The organism is Psychrobacter sp. UBA3962 (genome assembly GCF_002385225.1).
GTDB lineage: Bacteria > Pseudomonadota > Gammaproteobacteria > Pseudomonadales > Moraxellaceae > Psychrobacter.
Map to the genome: position 1 here is coordinate 15,293 of NZ_DGDC01000042.1, position 20,224 is coordinate 35,516.

At 43.0% G+C, this 20,224-nt stretch carries 16 protein-coding genes and 1 tRNA gene; 8 read left to right on the forward strand and 9 right to left on the reverse strand.

Annotation, left to right across the window (positions count from 1 at the left end; all coding sequences use genetic code 11):
• Window positions 1-808: 808 nt before the first annotated feature.
• The 5 genes from B3S92_RS10040 to B3S92_RS10060 all read left to right on the forward strand — a co-directional run bounded on the left by B3S92_RS10040 (window position 809) and on the right by B3S92_RS10060 (window position 7,222).
• On the forward strand, window positions 809-2,554 hold the full coding sequence (locus tag B3S92_RS10040; RefSeq protein WP_296205585.1) for an FMN-binding glutamate synthase family protein: 1,746 nt from the start codon (window positions 809-811) through the stop codon (window positions 2,552-2,554).
• 34 nt (window positions 2,555-2,588) lie between these two features.
• Window positions 2,589-3,512, forward strand: a complete 924-nt coding sequence (locus B3S92_RS10045) for a phosphodiester glycosidase family protein (RefSeq protein WP_296205588.1) — start codon at window positions 2,589-2,591, stop codon at window positions 3,510-3,512.
• Between the two features lie 219 nt (window positions 3,513-3,731).
• Window positions 3,732-4,823, forward strand: a complete 1,092-nt coding sequence (gene ychF / locus B3S92_RS10050) for a redox-regulated ATPase YchF (protein WP_028859066.1) — start codon at window positions 3,732-3,734, stop codon at window positions 4,821-4,823.
• A 187-nt stretch (window positions 4,824-5,010) separates the two neighbouring features.
• Complete coding sequence (locus B3S92_RS10055; RefSeq protein WP_296205700.1) at window positions 5,011-6,426, forward strand: deoxyguanosinetriphosphate triphosphohydrolase; 1,416 nt, start codon at window positions 5,011-5,013, stop codon at window positions 6,424-6,426.
• Between the two features lie 79 nt (window positions 6,427-6,505).
• A complete protein-coding gene (locus tag B3S92_RS10060; protein ID WP_296205593.1) occupies window positions 6,506-7,222 on the forward strand; it encodes a TetR family transcriptional regulator in 717 nt (238 codons plus the stop codon).
• Between the two features lie 169 nt (window positions 7,223-7,391).
• On the opposite strand, the gene B3S92_RS10065 is transcribed toward B3S92_RS10060, so the two are convergent.
• From B3S92_RS10065 to tsaA, 3 genes are all read right to left on the reverse strand, one after another.
• Window positions 7,392-8,072, reverse strand: a complete 681-nt coding sequence (locus tag B3S92_RS10065; RefSeq protein WP_296205594.1) for a TetR/AcrR family transcriptional regulator — start codon at window positions 8,070-8,072, stop codon at window positions 7,392-7,394.
• Window positions 8,073-8,198: 126 nt separating this feature from the next.
• Window positions 8,199-8,984: a TatD family hydrolase gene (locus B3S92_RS10070; protein WP_077448023.1), complete on the reverse strand. Its 786-nt coding sequence runs from the start codon at window positions 8,982-8,984 to the stop codon at window positions 8,199-8,201.
• 147 nt (window positions 8,985-9,131) lie between these two features.
• Window positions 9,132-9,929 carry a tRNA (N6-threonylcarbamoyladenosine(37)-N6)-methyltransferase TrmO gene (gene tsaA, locus B3S92_RS10075; protein WP_077448022.1) on the reverse strand — a complete coding sequence of 266 codons (798 nt, stop codon included), beginning with the start codon at window positions 9,927-9,929 and terminating at the stop codon, window positions 9,132-9,134.
• A gap of 593 nt (window positions 9,930-10,522) precedes the next feature.
• Between tsaA and B3S92_RS10080 the strand changes: the two genes are divergently transcribed.
• The 3 genes from B3S92_RS10080 to B3S92_RS10090 all read left to right on the forward strand — a co-directional run bounded on the left by B3S92_RS10080 (window position 10,523) and on the right by B3S92_RS10090 (window position 12,897).
• Window positions 10,523-11,296 (forward strand): ferredoxin--NADP reductase, encoded by a 774-nt coding sequence (locus B3S92_RS10080; RefSeq protein WP_077448021.1) that lies wholly within the window; start codon window positions 10,523-10,525, stop codon window positions 11,294-11,296.
• A 117-nt stretch (window positions 11,297-11,413) separates the two neighbouring features.
• Window positions 11,414-11,500: transfer RNA gene (locus B3S92_RS10085), tRNA-Leu, on the forward strand.
• Between the two features lie 182 nt (window positions 11,501-11,682).
• Window positions 11,683-12,897, forward strand: coding sequence for a tyrosine-type recombinase/integrase (locus B3S92_RS10090; RefSeq protein ID WP_296205601.1), 1,215 nt, complete (start codon window positions 11,683-11,685; stop codon window positions 12,895-12,897).
• Window positions 12,898-12,916: 19 nt separating this feature from the next.
• On the opposite strand, the gene B3S92_RS10095 is transcribed toward B3S92_RS10090, so the two are convergent.
• The 6 genes from B3S92_RS10095 to B3S92_RS10120 all read right to left on the reverse strand — a co-directional run bounded on the left by B3S92_RS10095 (window position 12,917) and on the right by B3S92_RS10120 (window position 20,220).
• Complete coding sequence (locus tag B3S92_RS10095) at window positions 12,917-13,411, reverse strand: glycoside hydrolase family 108 protein (protein ID WP_296205604.1); 495 nt, start codon at window positions 13,409-13,411, stop codon at window positions 12,917-12,919.
• A gap of 59 nt (window positions 13,412-13,470) precedes the next feature.
• Window positions 13,471-13,863 (reverse strand): hypothetical protein, encoded by a 393-nt coding sequence (locus B3S92_RS10100; RefSeq protein WP_077449188.1) that lies wholly within the window; start codon window positions 13,861-13,863, stop codon window positions 13,471-13,473.
• Window positions 13,864-13,923: 60 nt separating this feature from the next.
• Window positions 13,924-14,655, reverse strand: a complete 732-nt coding sequence (locus B3S92_RS10105; RefSeq protein WP_296205608.1) for an SGNH/GDSL hydrolase family protein — start codon at window positions 14,653-14,655, stop codon at window positions 13,924-13,926.
• Window positions 14,656-14,658: 3 nt separating this feature from the next.
• The gene (locus tag B3S92_RS10110; protein WP_296205610.1) at window positions 14,659-16,719 is read right to left on the reverse strand and encodes a phage upper tail fiber protein; all 2,061 of its coding nucleotides are present in this window, start codon (window positions 16,717-16,719) and stop codon (window positions 14,659-14,661) included.
• A 64-nt stretch (window positions 16,720-16,783) separates the two neighbouring features.
• Window positions 16,784-19,018, reverse strand: a complete 2,235-nt coding sequence (locus B3S92_RS10115) for a hypothetical protein (protein WP_296205612.1) — start codon at window positions 19,016-19,018, stop codon at window positions 16,784-16,786.
• Window positions 18,931-20,220, reverse strand: a complete 1,290-nt coding sequence (locus tag B3S92_RS10120) for a hypothetical protein (protein WP_296205614.1) — start codon at window positions 20,218-20,220, stop codon at window positions 18,931-18,933. Before B3S92_RS10120 ends, B3S92_RS10115 begins: the two co-directional genes overlap by 88 nt.
• Between the last annotated feature and the right edge of the window lie 4 nt (window positions 20,221-20,224).

Below are 20,224 nucleotides of genomic sequence, written 5' to 3' on the forward strand. Positions count from 1 at the left end.
CTCCTCAAGGTTCATTAATAAAGTAAAGATATATTTTTATAGGGTATGAAGACCCGCTTTCTAAATTAAGAGGCTGCCTTCAAACTGCGCTTATTATAACCACTCGTCCGCTAAATAACAGAAAAAATCGAAATCTATCGCAAAATAGCAACATTCTGATACCAACTCTTAAGTATTGCTGAGAGTTAGAGGTCACATATCATTAAATTAAGTAGCTAAAGTTCAGATTAAAACTGCACTCTGTACCGCTACTGTCTATGTGTTATAAATCTGTTATAACTTACCAATAATAACGGCCAAATATTAGGTTAAAAGTTAAATATTGGCTATAATAGAGAGAAATATTCAGCATTTTTTAACTAATTTATATTCATCTTTAACCCCAGACTGTTAGCGGTTACCAATACCCTTTGGCAACCGTTTTTGTTTTTATAGGCAATAAGGGGTTTCGCCCAAAAAGTCAGATGACTTTCTGGATTCATTTAAGGTGACTTACTGGCTGGCTATAACCGCAGTTGATGGCTTGTCTATCTCTATAACTTATAACTAACTGTAAACAACTGAGCAATCCTCTTCCTTTTTATAATAATTAAATAAAATTTAGGCATGCAGATAACGTCTGTTTGCTCCAATTGCTATTTTTACATTTTAAGTTCGACAAGCTGATACAAAGTTAAAAATGCTCGTTATCAAAAAACAGATTATTGGTTGTCTTTAAGAATTAGTTGTATTCAAGAACTGGTTGTATTTAATAAATCTTTTCATTTAACAAATAGTTGCACTTAACAAAAGTGACAAAGGATTTTTCATGTCAAAATCACGAACTGCTATTCCTGCTAAAGCAGAAAGTACCGATCGTAATGAACGTCAATACCAAGTGGGTGTGGTGAAACGCTATGGTCTATTTTTTGCTATGGTGCTCCTGACCTTGATTGCCCTGTTACTACAAACCTGGTGGTTGGCCTTAATTTCAGGCGCCTTGGTGGCGGTAGGTATTTATGACTTATTGCAATCTAAGCATTCTGTGCTTTATAACTATCCTATTGCCGGTCACATTCGTTATTTTTTAGAAAGTTATCGCCCAGAAATCCGCCAGTACTTTATCGAAAATGATAAAGAAGAAGTGCCTTTCTCACGCCAGCAACGCGCTTTGGTCTATCAACGGGCAAAAAATGTCAGTGATACCAATGCTTTTGGTACCCTAGATGACTTATATGCCAAAGATAAAGAGTGGTTTTTGCAATCACAAACCAGCCATCCGTTAGATGTGGATGACTTCCGCATTATTGTGGGTAATGAGCGCTGTCAGCAGCCCTACTCTATGTCTGTGTTTAACATCTCAGCCATGAGCTTTGGTAGCTTATCAGGTCGAGCGATTATGGCCCTTAACCAAGGCGCCAAAATGGGTGGCTTCGCTCATGACACCGGTGAAGGGGCGATTAGTCCCTACCACCGTAAATATGGTGGTGATCTCATTTGGCAGTTAGGTACGGGCTACTTTGGCTGCCGTGATGAGCACGGTAACTTTGACCCTGAATTATTTGCCCAAAATGCCAATGACGATCAGGTAAAAATGATCGAAATCAAACTGTCTCAAGGGGCGAAGCCTGGTAAAGGTGGGGTGTTGCCTGCTGAAAAAATCACCAAAGAAATCGCCCTAACCCGCCGTATTCCAATGGCGGAAGACTGCATTTCACCTTCTACTCACTCGGCATTTGATACCCCTCGTGAGTTGGTGCACTTCTGGCAACAGCTTCGTGAATTATCAGGGGGCAAGCCGGTGGGCATTAAGCTGTGTATCGGTCAGCCTTGGCAATTTATGGCCATCGTAAAAGCCATGATTGAAGAGGATAACTATCCAGACTTCATCGTTGTCGATGGTGCTGAAGGTGGTACCGGTGCTGCCCCTGTAGAATTTATGGACAGCTTTGGAATGCCGCTCATTGATGGCTTCTTATTTGTGCATAACACTCTAGTGGGCGCAGGCATTCGTGATAAAGTAAAAATCGGTGTCAGTGGCAAAATTGTCTCAGCTTTTGATATCGCTAAAATGTTAGCACTTGGCGCTGACTGGTGTAACTCAGCGCGTGGCTTCATGTTTGCTGTGGGCTGTATCCAATCTCGCTCTTGTCATACCAACACTTGTCCTACCGGTGTGGCAACGCAAGACCCTTATCGTGAAAAAGCACTGGATGTTCCAAGTAAATCGGAACGTGTGGCAAGCTTCCATAAAAATACGCTAAAATCTTTGGCAAACTTCGTAGGCGCAGTGGGTCTGTCTCATCCTTACGACTTGCACCCTTATCACGTGGCAAGGCGTATGAGTGATGGCTCAATCAAACTGCTATCAAGATGTTTTTACTTTATAGATGAAGGCGCATTGTTGACGATGGATGCCCGTTCAGACATCTATAACCAAATGTGGGTTATGGCAGATCCTGATAGCTTCAAAGCCGATAACGAAGCTTATGTCGCCTATAACGAGGACTCTCGTGACACCAAAAAAGTGACTAAGTCTGCGTCTACTCACTTAGAATTCCCTACAGACATATAACCCCACAGACACGCAATATGGTTAAGGCCCCTATATGATGAACTCCCTCTCTCGCTTTAAGCCAAAAAACTACTGGTCTATTCTTGTCATCAGCTTAGGGGCCTCTTTATTTTTGTCGGGCTGTAAAAACGGAGAGCTTGATGCTTTAATAGAGTCTGTAAAAGAGGCGACCCCTGAACAGCAACAGTTTTGTGAATCTAAGGCCGCCCCTTTTGCTCATGCTGTGTGTCAAGTTTCACAAAATGAGCTGCTTGAAGCCAACTCTGCTTTGTCTCTGCATTTATTTTGGAAGTCCGGTCAATGGCAAGCGGCACAAGAAGATGACCGTGCTCGCCTAGCCGATCAAGATCAAACCATCCAGCCCTTATATAAATTCAATAACTTGCTTGCTGATTTGCCAAAAAGTAGCGAGTTAAAGTTTGCTACGAACGCAGGCATGTACAACGCTGAATTTGCTCCCATCGGCTTTACGGTCCTTCAGGGCCGGCAGATTTTATCGCTGAATCTAAACGAGGGAGCGGGCAACTTTCATATGATGCCCAACGGGGTGCTGTGGTGGGACCAAAAAAATCGAGTTAGCATCACCGAAAGCCATAAATTCAATGAAATGCTACAAAGCGGGGTGGCCAAACCTTGGTACGCTACCCAGTCAGGGCCGATGTTGGTTATCGAGGGTAAGCTACATCCCAAGTTTAATCCTGCCAGCACCTCACAAAAAATTCGTAATGGTGTGGGCGTCTGTGAAGATGGCAACATAAAGTTTGTCACCAGTAATGAACCGGTTACTTTTTATCAATTTGCCAGCTTATTTAAAGAGGATTTAAACTGTGCCAACGCCCTGTTTTTAGATGGCGGTATAGCCTCGGCATTATACGCCCCAGACATTGCCCATCAGGACAATAAAAATATGGGGGTCATGGTAGGCCTAATCGAAGATCATAGCAGTAATAAGCAATAGCTCACCCCCTTTCAGACAATTTTTGCTACAATACCTGCTAATTTATTTAGCCACCTTTTATTAAACAATTATTTGATACTCAGGCTGAATTCATTCAGCCAGTATTAACAGTAACTACCCTATTCAACCGCTATTTTTTTTAGTATTTATATCACCCTTAGTATCCGTATTAAGTATTCCACTTATTTTATTATCAAATCAGATTAAGAGAGACAGAACATGGGCTTTAACTGTGGCATCGTGGGCTTACCAAACGTTGGAAAATCAACTTTATTTAATGCTTTAACCAAAGCCGGTATTGCAGCCGAAAACTTCCCTTTTTGTACCAAGGATCCTAACGTAGGTATCGTACCTGTGCCTGATCCTCGCTTAAACAAATTAGCTGAGATCGTAAAACCTGAGCGTGTATTACCGACTACCATGGAATTCGTAGACATTGCAGGCTTGGTAGCCGGTGCTTCACAAGGCGAAGGTATGGGCAACCAATTCTTAGCCAACATTCGTGAGACTGACGCCATTGCTCACGTGGTTCGCTGCTTTGACGACGACAACGTGATTCACGTAGATGGTCGTGTCAGCCCTATTGACGATATCGAAACCATCAACACTGAATTGGCATTAGCAGATCTAGAAGCCGTTGAGCGTGCGATCACTAACTTAACCAAAAAAGCTAAGGGCAACGACAAAGATGCTCAAGCTACTTTGGAAGTGTTCAAAAAAATTGAACCGCTATTAGCAGAAGGTAAGGCAGCACGCGGGGCTAACTTAGACAATGATGAGAAGAAACTTATCAAAAGCTATGGTCTAATTACTTTAAAACCAACCATGTATATTGCCAACGTTAGCGAAGATGGCTTTGAAAATAACCCTTACCTAGATGCTGTGCGTGAATATGCAGCCAAAGAAGACGCCATTGTACTGCCCCTATGTAATCAAATTGAGGCAGAAATCTCTCAATTAGATGAAGCCGATAAAGCCGACTTCTTAGAAGGCATGGGCATGGAAGAAGCCGGTCTAGACCAAGTCATTCGCTTAGGTTACAAACTATTAGACATGCAAACTTACTTCACCGCTGGCGTGAAAGAAGTACGTGCTTGGACCGTAAAAGTAGGTGCTACAGCGCCTGAAGCAGCCGGTGTGATTCACACAGACTTCGAACGTGGCTTTATTCGTGCTGAAGTGATTGCCTATGAAGACTTCATCGAATATGGTGGTGAGAAAGGCGCTGCTGCCGCTGGTAAATCTCGTCTAGAAGGTAAAACTTATATCGTTCAAGATGGCGATGTGATGCACTTTAGATTTAACGTATAAGTTTAAACTAGCAGGCCCAAACCGCCTGAGACCATCTTAGTATCAACACTGAAAAGCCGATAAGTTAACTTATCGGCTTTTTCTGTTATGCTAATCGTAACTAATCCCTACCTTTTTGATTTGGTGATTTATGACTCAGCATAGCCTTAATTTAAACGCTCATTTAAATAGCTCTAGCTTAAAGAGCATGCCTGCACACAAACGCTGGTCCTACCTATTTACTGACCGCCGTCTGGGCAGTATAAAAAAAGACATCTCTCAAGAGAAGTCTCGTACCCCCTTTCACAAAGACTATGACCGACTGATTTTCTCTCAATCTTTTCGACAGCTCAACCAAAAGACCCAAGTCCACCCGCTCACCAATCAGATGGGCATTCATACTCGGCTTACCCACTCTTTAGAAGTGTCCTGTATTGGTCGCTCACTGGGTATGATGGCTGCCGAAAAACTACAACATAAACTCCCTGAAGGCTTACCTCGTGGTGTCAGTGTGGGTGATGTTGGGGTCATCGTACAAGCCGCTTGTCTTGCGCATGATATTGGCAACCCTCCTTTTGGCCATGCCGGTGAATATGCCATTAGAGATTGGTTCAACCAACCGAGTCAGCAATCCTTTTTAAGTCACATGACCCCTGCTCAGCGCCTAGATTTACAAGGTTATGAAGGCAATGCGCAAGGCTTTAGACTCTTGACCCGTAACGAGCATCATCCTGACCGAGGTGGCATGCGCCTAACCTGCGCCACCTTAGGGGCTTTTATGAAATACCCGTGGTTGGCGGAACATAGTAATGTTATTGAGACAGATGAAAACGCTGAATCTAACTCCTCTACTACCATTCGAGCCCTAGATATCAAAAAATACGGCTGCTTTAACAATGATGCCAATTTACTCGATAAATTAGCCGGTCAACTGCACCTGCCTTATGCCCTCGATCACGACGGGTATGCCCGTCATCCTCTGGCTTATCTGTTAGAGGCTGCCGATGATATCTGTTATGCGCTTATCGACTTAGAAGATGGCATTCATCTGGATATGATTAGTTATGAAGAGGTGGAGCCTTTAATGATGGGACTAATTGGCTCGCGGGGGGTCCCCCCAGAGGTGACAAACAATGCGCCCATTGTCCAAAAACTAGCCGCTTTAAGAGGCCGGGCCATGATGCGCTTGGTAGATAAGGTGACAGAAGCCTTCGTTACCCATGCCGATACCATGCTGGCAGGGGAAATGCATGGCAGCTTATTTGATCACTGTGAGCCAAGCGTGAGTGAAGGTATCAATAGGGCCAAAAACTTAGCCTCGAGCCAAATTTTTGCTCACCCCAGCAAGATACGTATGGAGCTGATGGCCAATCGCTGTCTGCAGACTTTGTTGGACGCATTTATGCCCTTAGCCCTACTGCCAATTACTGAGCAAGCCCCTCACTTTGAACAAAAGCATTTGATTCAATTATTAAACCAACACTTGCATATTTTAAACCGAGAGCTTGGTATGGACGTCTATGAAAATGCGTTAAATATCTTAGACTACCTAACCGGTATGAATGATCATGAGGCCTACCGACTGGCTCAGGATTTAAATGGCATTGGGGATAAAATATGGTAAGCTTGAAGTTAGCAAGCTGTGTGGGTTAACAGGTGTTACGACCCACATTAATGTTTACTTTCGACTGAGATTGTTTATCATGACCAGCACTAGCAGCAGTAATAGCCCGTTAAATAGCCGCGAACAAAAAAAGATGCAGACCCGTCAAGCCTTCTTTAATGCGGTACTTGATCTTTGTATGATGGGCCAATCTTTCGCCTCGATTAGCTTACGTCAAGTCACTCGAGAAGTGGGTGTGGTTCCAACAGCTTTCTATCGTCACTTTGATGACATGGAATCTCTAGGCCGTTGCTTAGTGGAAGAGGAGTTAGGTGAGGCACTCTCCACGTTACGTAGTGGTTTACAGATGGGGCGTAGACGCAGTTACGACCGCCAAATCGCCAAGAGTATCCAGTTGTTCTTCGCCTCCATCGATGAACACCCCCGCTACTGGCAGTTTTTGGTCAGTGAGCGCTTTGGCGGCTCAGAGTCGGTGCGTAATGCCATTGATGCCCAAATTAAGCTTTTTGCGAAAATTATGGGGGAAGACTTAGGCATCCAGCCTTCCTTCCAGCACATCAATTCTGAAGACAGACGCCTGCTTGCTGAGGCCGGCTTAAACCTATTTTTGACTTGGATTATTGATTGGCTTGACCTGACCTACTCTCAAGTGCATGATGACGAAGAAGACGATGTCAAAAACTCTGAACATAAAAAAGAGCAGATGTTAAGACAGTGCACCAGACAAGCCCAAATGCTGTTTTATGGTGCCGAGAATTGGCGCTCTAATGAAGCCACCCTATTGGCAGATGACTGATTATCGAAACAAACTACTGAAACCAACTATTTATTGAAACAAACTATCAAAATAAGTCATTCAAATACGTTACTCAAATAGTTGAGAAGCACATAAAGCTCTTAACCATAAAAGTAACAACCATAAAAAAGCCCTCTAATCTTAAGATTAGAGGGCTTTTTTTAGTATTTTAGGAACTTTGGGCTTGTAAGTGTGCTTCGCTTTCAGAGTCAATCTGGTTCACCAAATCCACCATATCCTCATCAGCTTCATCCACACTGGGATACTGCTTTGGTAAGTCTAACATCTGCTGCACCAAAGCCACTCTTAGGGTGTCACGACGCCCTAAATAACGCTGATAGAAGCTTGAGTTTAGAAGGCTCGCCCCACCTTGTCCAATCGCCCAAATAGTTGAAAGATAGTCTCGGGTACTCAAACCACTGTTTTGCTCTTGCAAATATAGGCTTGTAAGGTCTATCAGACGCTTCATACGTGCGCGTCTAATCTCATATAGCTCACCAAACATTCTATTTAAGCCTTGAGCCGAGGCTGCCAGACGCTCTTCAATTTGGTTAAATAATAAGGCCTTTTGTGGGCTCATCAATTGCTGAAGAATCATACGTGACACGCCAGCTGAGACGCTGTCATCGATTTTATTAATGTTAAATAATTGCTCTTCGTAGCGAATGATGATTCGCAGATATAATTCATCTTTACTTGAGAAGTGCTTATATAAAGTCCCCTTCGCCAAGTCTAGCTGATCGGCCAAACTGTCTAGAGTTATATCGCCACTCCCTGCTTCAAGTAAGAGTTGCTCAGCGGTCGCTAAAATCTTTTCTTCACGGTTCTTAAATTGCTGCTGCCTACTCATGAAAACGCCCAACCTTGTATAATCTTTGATGAATAATATCTACGTTAACAGGCACTATAAAAGTGGCCCGGAACCACAACAAATTTATGACTGATTAGTCATACCCTGCATAGCATACCCATTTTATTAAGCTTGTGCCAGTAAATCCTCGAAATTTTTTGTGGTAAGCTCCCCTACCTCTTCACTACTTATGCCAAATAAGTCGCCCAAACAGGTGGCCACATAAGGCACATACGCAGGCTCATTCGACTTACCACGCTTAGGAACAGGCGCCAAATAAGGGCTATCGGTCTCGATAAGCAGACGGTCTCTTGGCACTTTTAAGGCAGCATCTCTTAAGCTTTGGGCATTTTTGAAACTAACGATACCCGAAAATGAGATATAAAACCCTAAGTCCAAAGCCTTCTTAGCAGTATCCCAATCTTCGGTGAAACAATGAATAATACCATGTTCTGCTTTTTCAGCTTTTAGGATATCAATCGTGTCATGCTTGGCTTCACGGGTATGCACCACAAGGGGCTTTTTTAACTGCTGGCTGGCATGGATATGACGCGCTAGACTGGCTTTTTGCTCCTGCTTATTCTCATCACTCCAGTAGTAATCCAGACCCGTCTCACCAATGGCCCAGACATGATCAGGTTTTGCTGTTTCTACTAGACGCTCCACCGTTGCTGATTTTAAAACCTCTAAGTCCTCGCAGGGATGAATGCCCACGCTCATACCAAGATTTAGCTGGTCATCGCCGTATTTGGTAATGATGTCATAAATCTCATCATACTCAGCAAAGTCGCACATAATGGCCATGGCACGACTCACTTTGGCTTGCTTCATGGCTTCAATAACCCCGTCTAACTTTCCGTCGTGCTGGGTTAAATCTAAGCGGTTTAGGTGACAATGACTGTCTGTATACATAGTTACTCTTTTTTTAAATTGATGGATTAAAAAGTTGATAAATTGGATATTGGATAATGAAGAGGATTTGTCGTCTCTAGGTTTACTAACCCATTACTTAATAGCTTATTAACTGTATCGCTATTGGCTGACCAAATTCAAGTTGGCTTACTCTAGAGCTGTAATCGATACGATAATTAAGCTCTGAGTCTCAGCGGATAAACTTTCATGAGTCTGAAAGCAAATGTCATAGTCTTTATAACGCATATAAAATACCCTTTCAGACTGCTTCTGACGATAAGCCGGTCTGGGGTCTTGTGCGATAAGCTGACAAATAATATCGCCATCTTCTTCGGTCAGTTGGCTAGAAGGTTGATCTATAGCCTCCGTGAGTTGTTGCTTAGCATTATCACTGAGTATCACAGGCTTTAATTGCGGTTTATCGGCCGCAAACCCACTGACTGCCTCAGTGATAGCATCACTATAAGCAATATAAGGCTTAACATCGATAATCGGTGTGCCGTCTACCATATCAGCACCGCTAATATGTAGCCGTACTGCACCTGAAACCACCTCAACTTTTATTAGCTTTACCACCGACAAGCCAATTTGGGACGGACGATAGGTACTGCGTGTGGCAAACACCCCAAGCTTGGTATTGCCTCCCAATCTTGGAGGACGAACTTTGGGCTTAAACTCATTATCTATCGTTTGAGCCTTGTCCTGTGAAGTCTGCTTTAAATGGTTGTGATGCGTATGCCAAGTAATCCATAAATGGCTGAAAGCTTCAATCCCTTCGAAGGCATCAATCGTATCATAAGGAGCTATAAACTCAATAACACTGGACAATGCCACTAGGTTTGGCTGACGTGGAATACCAAACTTCTGCGACAAAGGCGAACGATGGTAGCCAATAATAGGCAAAGTTATCTGATTTGGTGTCAGTAATAGTTCTTCTTGAGACATGAGTGTCGTTAATACCTTTGGGCAAATTATAAGGGTAAGCTATAGGAGTAAATTATAAGGGCAAATTATAGAACATTAGACAATAATTAATGCTGGCTCTAAAAAAGTTACTCTTGATAACGGTCTCAAACATCCCAATAACACTAATAGACCAGTTACTATAGTATACTTCCTCTTTTTAATAGCGCAGGTTAGCAATCCTATTATTATTGATTTAGACGTGTAAAGATACCGAGCCTTTTAAGGATCGGTGCGGTTTGATACTCGAAGGACTTAATAGCTTGAAAAAAACAGACTTAAAATAGTTGCTTATATTATTTTCAACATCTGTTATTCCATTTTATTATGACGCTTTGAGCGAAATTTACCCTCTTTACCGTTATGATAAGCAATAATTTGTTATCATATGCGCTTTTAAAATTATCGTGTAATGCTTTCAATCCATGAAAACCATTGCTCAAAACCGTAATTTTTAATAAATAGTTAATATTTTAAACGTCATAGTACGAACATCCTACTACAAACACAGTGTTACTCGCTTATATTAAGTGGGTTCTTAAACTCTCCAGCCATCATTAATTGTTGAGGCCTATATGTCAAAGTTCCATACTGAAACAGTGACTCATGTACACCACTGGAATGATTCTTTATTCTCTATCAAAACGACACGTGATGCCGGTCTACGCTTCCGTAATGGCGAATTTGCCATGATTGGTCTTATGGTAGATGGTAGGCCATTGATGCGTGCCTACTCTATCGCAAGCCCAAACTATGAAGAGCATTTAGAGTTCTTTTCGATTAAGGTTCAAGATGGCCCATTGACCTCTCGCTTACAGCATATTCAGGTGGGTGATGAGCTTATCATCAGTAAAAAACCAACAGGTACCATCGTTTTAGATGACCTACTTCCTGGCAAACACTTATATATGTTAGCGACAGGTACTGGTCTTGCCCCATTCTTAGCGCTGTCTCGTGACCCTGAAGTGTTTGAGAGATTTGATAAAATCGTTTTATGCCATACCGTGCGTAAAGTAGAAGACTTAGCGTACCGTGAGATGTTTGAAGAAGAGCTACCAAACGACGAGCTATTTGGCGAATGGTTCCGTGAGAAATTCATTTACTATCCAACAGTAACACGTGAAGACTTCCGCAATACAGGCCGTACTACGGACCTAATGAAGTCTGGCAAGCTGTTTGAAGACATTGGTTTACCGCCAATCAACCCAGAAGATGACCGTGTAATGGTATGCGGTAGTATGCCATTTAACGCTGACATCTCTGAGATTTTAGATGGCTACGGCCTAACCGTATCGCCACGTATGGGCGAGCCTGCTGACTACGTTGTAGAGCGTGCTTTCGTAGGCTAGACAGTCGCTTAAAAATAATGAGGGTGGCAAAATTAGTAATAAAACTTCTTGACCACATTTGAGAAGTTGTTATAATACGCCACCTATCAAGCACATATTAAAGTTGCTACCCTACATGCCGGTGTGGTGGAATTGGTAGACACGACGGATTCAAAATCCGTTGCCTTTAAAAGCGTGTCGGTTCAAGTCCGACCACCGGTACCATTATATAGTATTTAATTGTCTATAATTGTATTTAAAGCCCCGAGCCGTATAGGTTTGGGGCTTTTTTACGTCTATACTTGTCTATAAGTGTCTATATCAATCCAAGTTTTTTAAAGGTAAAATTAGTGGTAATCCCCTCTTTTACCTTAATTGTTTTTAATAATTACCTTTATGGATTTGATATGCCACGGATTACAAGAGCCTTAACTAATACAGAGGTATCAAGAGCTAAGTCTAAGGACAAGATCTATTACCTGCAAGACGGCAATGGGTTACGCCTAAAGATTTTAACGTCCGGCACTAAGACTTGGTATTTTGAGTACATTAAACCTTACACTGACAAACCTGACTCGTATCGCATTGGCCGCTACCCTGCAATATCTTTGTCAGAAGCCCGTAGCGTTCGCGAAGAGTGCATCAAGTTGTTGGCTAAAAACATAGACCCTAAGCAGCACTTTAAGAATAAAGACGATATAGAGAAGAAAAAACTGGCTAATGATTTTAAGTCAGTATTTGACGAGTGGCTGCCGACTAAGAATTATAGTCAAGGCACTTTAGATAAGATGCAAAACTACATTGATGAAGTATTGGCTGTCATTGGTAATATGCCGGTTTCTGAAATAACCGTGCCTGATCTTATGCAAGTATTGCGACCAGTTGAAGAGCAAGAGTATTTTACTAAACTGCAAAAGATGCGAACTATGATTAGCCATGTAATGACACACGCAATTGCAACAGGTAGAGCAACAGACAATCCAGCGCTGCATTTAAAAGGCGTGTTTAAAACAGGCGAAGTTACCCATAACCCTGCAATACTTGATGAGTCGCGTATTAAAGACTTGGTTAGAGAGATAGACATATATAGTGGGCACTTTGTCACACGCCAAGCATTAAAGTTTTTGATGCTGATGTTCTCAAGACCTGGCGAAGTACGGCATCTAAAATGGTCTGATATCGACTTTGGTAAAAAGGTGTGGAATTACACGCCTAACAAGACTAAACACACAACACAGATTGAAATGGTAACGCCTTTATCTGAGCAAGCACTCTTAATACTTGAGCAAATGAAAGGGTACAGACAAAGTGAGTTTGTGTTCCCATCGGTGATTAGCACGCTCAAGCCTTTATCAACCAGTACTTTTAACCAAGCATTAAGACGCATGGGCTTTGATGGTAGTGAGCAAACCAGCCACGGATTTAGAGCTATGGCTAGAACACTACTGGAAGAAAAGTTTAGGTATGACTACCGCATGATTGAAATGCAGTTGGGTCATAAGGTGAGAGACGCAAATGGCAGGGCATATAATCGTGTCCAGTGGCTAGATGATAGACGCGAAATGATGCAAGCCTGGGCTGATTATCTTGATGAATTGAAGGGAAAAACTAAGCCCTCATAACGAGGGCTTTTGCATAATATCAATTATCTTTAGCGGCCCATCTTAAATTACCAGCGATGCGTCTAGCCCAGCCGCGGCCAAAGGTCTGCCACGTTCCAAGCTTTGTATAAAACTCTAAACGCTCTGCGTTAAATAGCATTAATACATCGTTTTTATCTTTAGCATTAACTGCCGCTAGTGTACGCGGGCCAATGATGCCATCGTCAGAAACGCCTACTGCGCGCTGTAGAAATTTCACTGCGTTACGGTTCCCATGGTTGTATGCAGCATCGACAACCTGCCAAGCTACAGCTGGCGGCAAATCGTCACCTTTAATCGCTAGCCAGTATGACGTGGTTGCTATCTCCCTGGCTTTACTTTTTGGCAATTGGCGCATAGGTCCATAATATCCGTGTGCCTGTGCAACTCGTTTAGTGACGCCCCACATCGTCTCACCGCCTGGGTCGTTCGGATGGTTAACATAACCGCCTTCGTGCTGCATTAATCTGTCAAAAAATTCATTAAATTTGCTCATTTTTAAATCCTTTATACGTAAAAAAGCCCGCATATAGCGGGCCGGTCAGTTGGTAATTACTACTTGCTAATTATTGCGAGTGCTGCGTCTTTAATCTCTTTGATTACTGCTGATAAGGGCTTACCTTGCATCAATGCTACAGACTGATAAACAATGCCGATTGCTAACATGCCAAAGACGGCCCATAGCAACATGATTGCTCCATGTGTCATGACGCTATATTTTTGATAGTCCATGAGCTCGATATGCGCTGCACCGCCAAAGAGCGAAACAGTTACTGCTATGGTGAACTTGATAATAACCGACATATTGACCTGTATTTTTCCGTCTTTGCCGATGTCTCCGCTCAGCATCAGACCAAAAATAGCACCAATAACGGCTGCAAAAACCTTAGGCAAGAATGCCAAAAGCTTTAGTAAAATGATATCCCAGAAGGGTGTATTATTTGGCATTGGATCTCCTAAATTTTGATAATAAAAAACCACCCGAAGGTGGTTATGCAAATTTTACGTTTATGCAGTAATAATGCCGTCATGTACTAGCTTGTCTTTCCACGCAGTAGCGATAACTTGACGACCAGCAGGGGTTTCATGGATATGGTCTCCAGTATCATATTCTGCTTTTAGATTTCCCTCACCATCATCAAGGATAGGTACATGAGATTCAATACGTCCATCAACACCCGTAAACTCAGTCATAATAGCGTCATTTAAAGCCAACCATTTATTTTGAGGATACTCGGGATTAGGGAAGCGATCAGCTACATCGGGGTGAGTCCATCTAGCCTTACACGGGAGCATTTTCGCTATATATATCTTGCAACTAGGTTTGACCATGCTCTTCACTTTATTAATCAGGTTTTGATACTGCGTCTTTGTTTGCTCTAATGTGTAGGTACTCCCCATATCGTTTAAGCCAATTTGCATAATAACGACATCAAACTCTTGTGTGTTGGTCAGAGCACTAAACTTTGATGTCTGCCCTAAAATAGTATCACTTCCTTGGGCTACAGATGTAAAAGGCTGCAGTTTTTCTTCATACTCAGCTATAACCAGCCCACCATATCCTGCCGCAATCGTACTATCTCCTATAACACCTAAGTGGATTTTAGTTAGTGGGTAGTAATCATCAGGTATTTCTGGTTGTAATACCAGTTTATCACCTAAGTATAGTTTGCTTACCTCGTTACCTCTAAAGTACACATTTTCTTGGGTCAACTTATGACCTTTATAAAATATAGTCATACATCACCTCACTACATATAAAGTATTGCCGTCATAAGTGCCTAATGCGTCATACTCGCTTTGGCTTAATTGTGTAACTCTTAGTGCATTGGAAGTTAGTGCGCCAGGGGTATTATAAGTAAACGATATTTGAGGCATAGCACCAGAAAATGTAGGAGACTGTAGGTTATCTACGAGACTGCTTGAGGAGATATAAGTAGCTTTTTCCGAACCTCTAAAAGGTCTGAAATAAATAGACTTATTTTTAGTAAGCCAAACAACCATACAATCTTTTTCGCTTACTACATAATCACTATTTATTAATAAAGTTTGAAGCCCTTGTTTCACGGGATACTCTGGGCTAGTCCACAGTCTTGTTAAATCTAATTTTCCGTCAGGCAGCTGCTTTTTTTTATATATAGCAAACTGGATAGCATCAGGGGTATGCGCATATAATGTAACCTCTTTTAACGTACTAGGATCAGGCAAGCTATCTACAAAACCTACTGCATAAGCTGAAGCTGCAACACCTGTGTCATCAATATCTCCTGAGCCTATTGTGGTCTCACCATTAAAAAGCAGCGCACTTAAATACTTTAACCTACTCTTTAAACTCTGTATCTCGCCTATAAAACCGACAAAATCTACCTCAAAACTAATTTGATATATGGCTCCATTAAAGGGTTTTGCCAATATACCCCCATCTTCATCTACAGAGTCCTGTACAAGATAGGGCAACTTAGGTTCCAATCCTTTCCAATATCGAGTAACAGCTCCCTCACAAATAAATCCCAGATAATTCCCTTCATTGATTACTACTTTATTATCTAGTGCATACCTAATCACGCTTGTACTGACTAACACTCTTGCTTTATTATCTGTTATCCAAAACTTACCTTCACGATACTCAAATTCAGCAATGGTGATAGCTGTAGTACCTGTCTGAAAGTAAGCCTCAAAACTACTTACCTCGCCACGAGATTCAAAAACTTGGTCTAATATAATTGGTACTACTAAGCCTAGCTCTCCAATAGGTGCAGGACTAGACATGTCTACTGGGTGAATTAAATAACTGTCAGCCTTGGATATTATTGAACCTATATTTCTTTCAACTCTACTGTACACATCGTAATTAGATTTAACCCAAACACCCCCCTCTTTGAAGTAGATGCCGTTATTAACACCAACGTCCTCAGTTACTAAAGCATAAGAGCCGTCACTTAAATTGGACGCTACCATTTGGGCATAAGTACCAAACGTATTTTGCACCTTGGCTCTTATTAACTTTTCAAGGTCATACTGCGACTTAACAAAATTAGCCCCGTCATATAAATAAGTACCGTTTTTATCATCGGTGTCAGCTAAAACATCAATGCTTGATTTTGCAGCAATGTTACTTTTATCTGCAATCATTTCAGCGTAGGTTTTATATGCTAGTTTGCCGCCACCAATACTATTTATTTGGGCTTGCAATACTGCATCAACCTCGTCTAAGCGAGCAACTTCTGACTCCCTATCGCTCACTTCTTTTATAATATCGGCATTTAAGTCAGACTCTGCTTTCTTAGCGCGTGTTGTTTCATCGCCAATGCTGCTTTGTAGGGCTGATTCTGCTGACTTAGCCCGAGTTGTTTCATCGCCAATGCTGCTTTGTAGGGCTGATTCTGCTGACTTAGCCCGAGTTGTTTCCGATGTCAGACTATCAGCAATAGTTTTTTCTGCAGCTACAGCTCGCTTAACTTCGTTCGTCAGGCTATTTAAAACTGCACCATATAGACCGATTATTTCACCTTTTGCAGTAGTAATTTCGCCACTAGCGCTTTGAGTAACGCCGTCTTGCTCTTCAATAAGCACATCGTTTTTATCAAAAATTCTAATTCGATAAGATCCATTCAGATATACATCTGCACTACCCGAATCATCTAGGATGATAGGATTGGTGTTGACAATGGTCATATCAGGGTCTTTAAAAGTATCCTGATAAGTGGTTGTGCCCGCAAAGTAGGCATGGACTTTCCCGCCAACTAATGGACGGCCTTGATCATCTGTAAACTTGGTTTTAATACCCAGCATTTGTACTGCCATTTTGCTATCTCCAAAGCAAAAAGCCCTACCGGTTAAGGCAGGGCTTGAGGTTAATTTGTTTGTGTTATTGACCTGACATGGCTGCACCAGTAGCCGCAGGCAGTGTTGTTGATACATTTTGCACAAGACCCATCATTTCAAGCATTTCAGGCGTGAGTCCTAGGCTTGAATTTTTGGTGATAGGCACTTGGCCGTTGGCCATTTTTGCGGCTGTACCCAGTGTTGAGATATCCTTTGCTTTATTAGCGGCGCCTAACATCAAGCCTGATGCCATGCCGCCAACTCTTGGTATCGAGCCAACCACGTTCACAAGTCCCAGCAACTGCTTAATTAGCACACTACCAGTGTTTGAATGGTTAACATGTGCTCCAAGCGGCTGCTGCACTAAAATATCAGCTACTTGTTTGATGTCATTTAATCGTGCTATTTGCTCGGGAGTAAATAAAGCTCTCATACGCTGATTGCCAAACGAGTTGATTGCTTTATTGAGCCCAGCCGGACTAAACGCACCGTTGTTTGACTTTGTAGCTTGTGCTAAAAAATGTTCGATTACTGTCCCCTGCAAATCGGCAATAGCTTGATCACCGCCAGGGGCGTTTTTTAGCACATCGACGGTTCGCACGATATCGCCAACATTGCCGTTGATGAGAAACTTGTTAAGCGCCTTATCAGGCTCAACATCTTCAACAGCTGCCTTTAGCATAGGCACAGACTCTAAATCTTCAAAGCGCTGTCTTGCCGCTCCCCTTGCTTCTTGCCATGCCTCTTTTGCAGCGATTAAGCCACCGTCGCTTGGGCCATTACCGATTAAGCCTGTCATCTCATCGATTGATCTATCCACTTCTTTAGATAGATTGTCTTTAATGATGCCCAGCGCCTGGCGCTCACTACCGTCTGTGGTGGCACGTAAACGAGCATTGATAATTTTTATTAACTCTTCGGATTTGCCATGAGTCAGCACAAAATCAGGGTCATCAAACATACCCTTTAAAGCTTTCATGGTGTCGCCTTTAACAAACGACCCAAGCATATTATCTTCAAGGTCTTTTGTGGCGTTATTAATAAAGCGTAAGTGATTTAGCTGAGCATCGTTCCCCGATAGACTCTTGGCCTTGTCGTAAAGCTCGCCGACTTTATTTTGAGCTGCTTCGTCAGCCCCTTTAAGCGTCTTAAACGTACTAGATATTCTTTCATAACTTTCTGTTGGTGCTGCGCCGGTATCTCTAACCAACCCCTGCATTAACTCATCAAGCTGTTGATGGTTTTCTATGTGCTTGCTGTTTAAAGGGTTGTTTGCCCCCCGCTTTGCAAGCTCATGTTCATCTGTCCAAACAGCTGGGTCGCGAGTGATTTGCCCTTGCGTACCTTTAATACCATGGCGGTCTAGTAGGTTTTTACGCACAAAAGCAGGACCATCAACCGCCTTGCCTTTTTTTAAAAACTGCTCAGCTTCTTTTACCATCTGCTGACGCGCAGCAGGGGGAACTTCGATATTTGTTGTTCTAATAGCATCATCAACCAGTTGTTCAGCCGACCTTGCTGTAGCACCGCTTTTGTTTGCTGCTCGTCGAGCGATAGTGCTGCCAACCTTGCGAGTGACAGGGGCAACAAGCTTTTCACCAGCCACGCCGCCAACTGCCCCGCCAATACCTTCAAGCGCCATGTTTTGTGCACGATGCTTGGCATTGTCAGCTTCGCGAATAGCCCCAGACGTAGCACCTAGCACGGCCTCTTTGCCCATGAATTTTGCAGCACCTTTGGCACCTGCACCCATCGTCCCGCCACCCATCATTATAGGTACGGTACCGGTAATCTCGCCGCCTAGCTTACTTAAGTCAGTGCCCTTTAAGCCTGCTTTTGCCCGGTACTCAGTGCGCACCATATCCTCAGCTTTGCGCCCAAGATTGTATTTATCCAGGTTGTCTGTAGGTGCTATATTTCTGCCAGTAACGGCATTAATACCCTGACTAACCTTGTCTTTTAGGTACAGGTCAGCCTGTTTGATACCGCCTACACTTTCTTTGAGTCCATCGCCAAAAGAAGTAATAACACTACCTACCTTATCTAAAAAACCGCCTTTTTTGGCGGTCTGGGTAGGCTTGGTGTTCAGACCAAAAACCTTGGCAAACTCTTGAGTGGGGTTTAGCCCCGCCTTTTTTGCGTCAAGCATAAAGCCGTTAACGCTATTGCCTAAAGCACCTGGCGACTTCATCAGCTCTGCAATAATGACGGGGTCTGATACTCCCTTTGCTCGTCTATTTGCAATGTGTTTCTCGATGGCTCGTTTTGAGACTGCCATATATCATTTACTCCAAAATAGTTGGCCATTTGCTCGGTGTTCATGCCGTCATTAAAAGCACCTCTTATTGATGTGCCGATGTCATCATCACGCTGGGCAAGTGTATAAAGTGCCTGGTAAGGGTTTAAACCCTGCTCTTTTAACTTTGGTAGCTCGGCAGTGATAGCTTGTAGCTTACCGCTTGGTTGCTCTTGCGGTATTTCAGGCTCTATCTGCTGTGGCTGATTGTGCGTAATAAACGAACTTTCAAGCGGTGCGCTGCTTATAGGCTCTTGATTAACCGGCTCCTCTGGCGTCTGCTGCGCCTGAAGCACATCGCTCAAGCCTAAAACCTCAACCTCATCTGGAGTTAATCCTAGATCTGCTGCAGTAAGTTCGGAAGTGGCTGGTTCAGGACTGGTAGTTTGCTCACTTGGCGGTGGTGCTGCCATCTTGATGTTAAGCCCTAATTGTTTGGCAATATCAGCAGGGTCATGGCCTTTATTTAGCAAATGCCTAATCTCTTGAGCCGCCCTGCCATTGCCATGAACAAGGTTAACAAACAACTGGCTGTCGTTCATTTTGCCGTCTTTTCTCAAGGTTTTGAGCAGTTCTGGAGCACTCATAGCAAGTCTTGGGTCGACCTCTGCTGCTTGGAAGTTGCCGCCACCGCCACCTGTCATATTTAACAAGTTCTGCAGGTGATTTCTGCGCCTATTATCGTGTTTTTTCCAGTCAAACGCTGTGCGGCCACCGCCCTGAGCTCTAATGGTGTCTTGACCATAAGCCCAAACAACGTAGTGCTTGCCAAGCTCTCTGGAAAAGGCTTCAGGGTTTGCGTTTGGATTATTCCAGAATGTTTTTAGCTTAGAAGCATATTTAGGACTTTTCATTTCAGCCACGCTAAATCTAGCTTGTGCGTTTAGTGCAGCTTGCGAGCGTTGTATGCCGTTATTACCTAACAGGCCATTTTTACTAAGGAATGAAGCCAAAGCATTGCCCCGCCCTTGGTTCCACGACAACATTCCCACGTTTTTAATTGCACCGCCTTTAGTGTTGGCGGCAGGGTCAGTGTGAGTACCGAATAAATACTTACTTTGAAAGCCGTTCTCACGACCTACCTCTGCAGTAATTGCCAAAGCCTGGCTGTGTGATAGCCCTGCATTGCGGTATGCTTTATACACCGCCACGTTTAACGGTGTGCCGTCTTGTAGCTTCTCCACAGCA

Coding starts and splice junctions, on each gene's coding strand:
- B3S92_RS10040 (WP_296205585.1), top strand. CDS start 809: ATGTCAAAATCACGAACTGCTATTCCTGCTAAAGCAGAAAGTACCGAT.
- B3S92_RS10045 (WP_296205588.1), top strand. CDS start 2,589: ATGATGAACTCCCTCTCTCGCTTTAAGCCAAAAAACTACTGGTCTATT.
- ychF (WP_028859066.1), top strand. CDS start 3,732: ATGGGCTTTAACTGTGGCATCGTGGGCTTACCAAACGTTGGAAAATCA.
- B3S92_RS10055 (WP_296205700.1), top strand. CDS start 5,011: ATGCCTGCACACAAACGCTGGTCCTACCTATTTACTGACCGCCGTCTG.
- B3S92_RS10060 (WP_296205593.1), top strand. CDS start 6,506: ATGACCAGCACTAGCAGCAGTAATAGCCCGTTAAATAGCCGCGAACAA.
- B3S92_RS10065 (WP_296205594.1), bottom strand. CDS start 8,072: ATGAGTAGGCAGCAGCAATTTAAGAACCGTGAAGAAAAGATTTTAGCG.
- B3S92_RS10070 (WP_077448023.1), bottom strand. CDS start 8,984: ATGTATACAGACAGTCATTGTCACCTAAACCGCTTAGATTTAACCCAG.
- tsaA (WP_077448022.1), bottom strand. CDS start 9,929: ATGTCTCAAGAAGAACTATTACTGACACCAAATCAGATAACTTTGCCT.
- B3S92_RS10080 (WP_077448021.1), top strand. CDS start 10,523: ATGTCAAAGTTCCATACTGAAACAGTGACTCATGTACACCACTGGAAT.
- B3S92_RS10090 (WP_296205601.1), top strand. CDS start 11,683: ATGCCACGGATTACAAGAGCCTTAACTAATACAGAGGTATCAAGAGCT.
- B3S92_RS10095 (WP_296205604.1), bottom strand. CDS start 13,411: ATGAGCAAATTTAATGAATTTTTTGACAGATTAATGCAGCACGAAGGC.
- B3S92_RS10100 (WP_077449188.1), bottom strand. CDS start 13,863: ATGCCAAATAATACACCCTTCTGGGATATCATTTTACTAAAGCTTTTG.
- B3S92_RS10105 (WP_296205608.1), bottom strand. CDS start 14,655: ATGACTATATTTTATAAAGGTCATAAGTTGACCCAAGAAAATGTGTAC.
- B3S92_RS10110 (WP_296205610.1), bottom strand. CDS start 16,719: ATGGCAGTACAAATGCTGGGTATTAAAACCAAGTTTACAGATGATCAA.
- B3S92_RS10115 (WP_296205612.1), bottom strand. CDS start 19,018: ATGGCAGTCTCAAAACGAGCCATCGAGAAACACATTGCAAATAGACGA.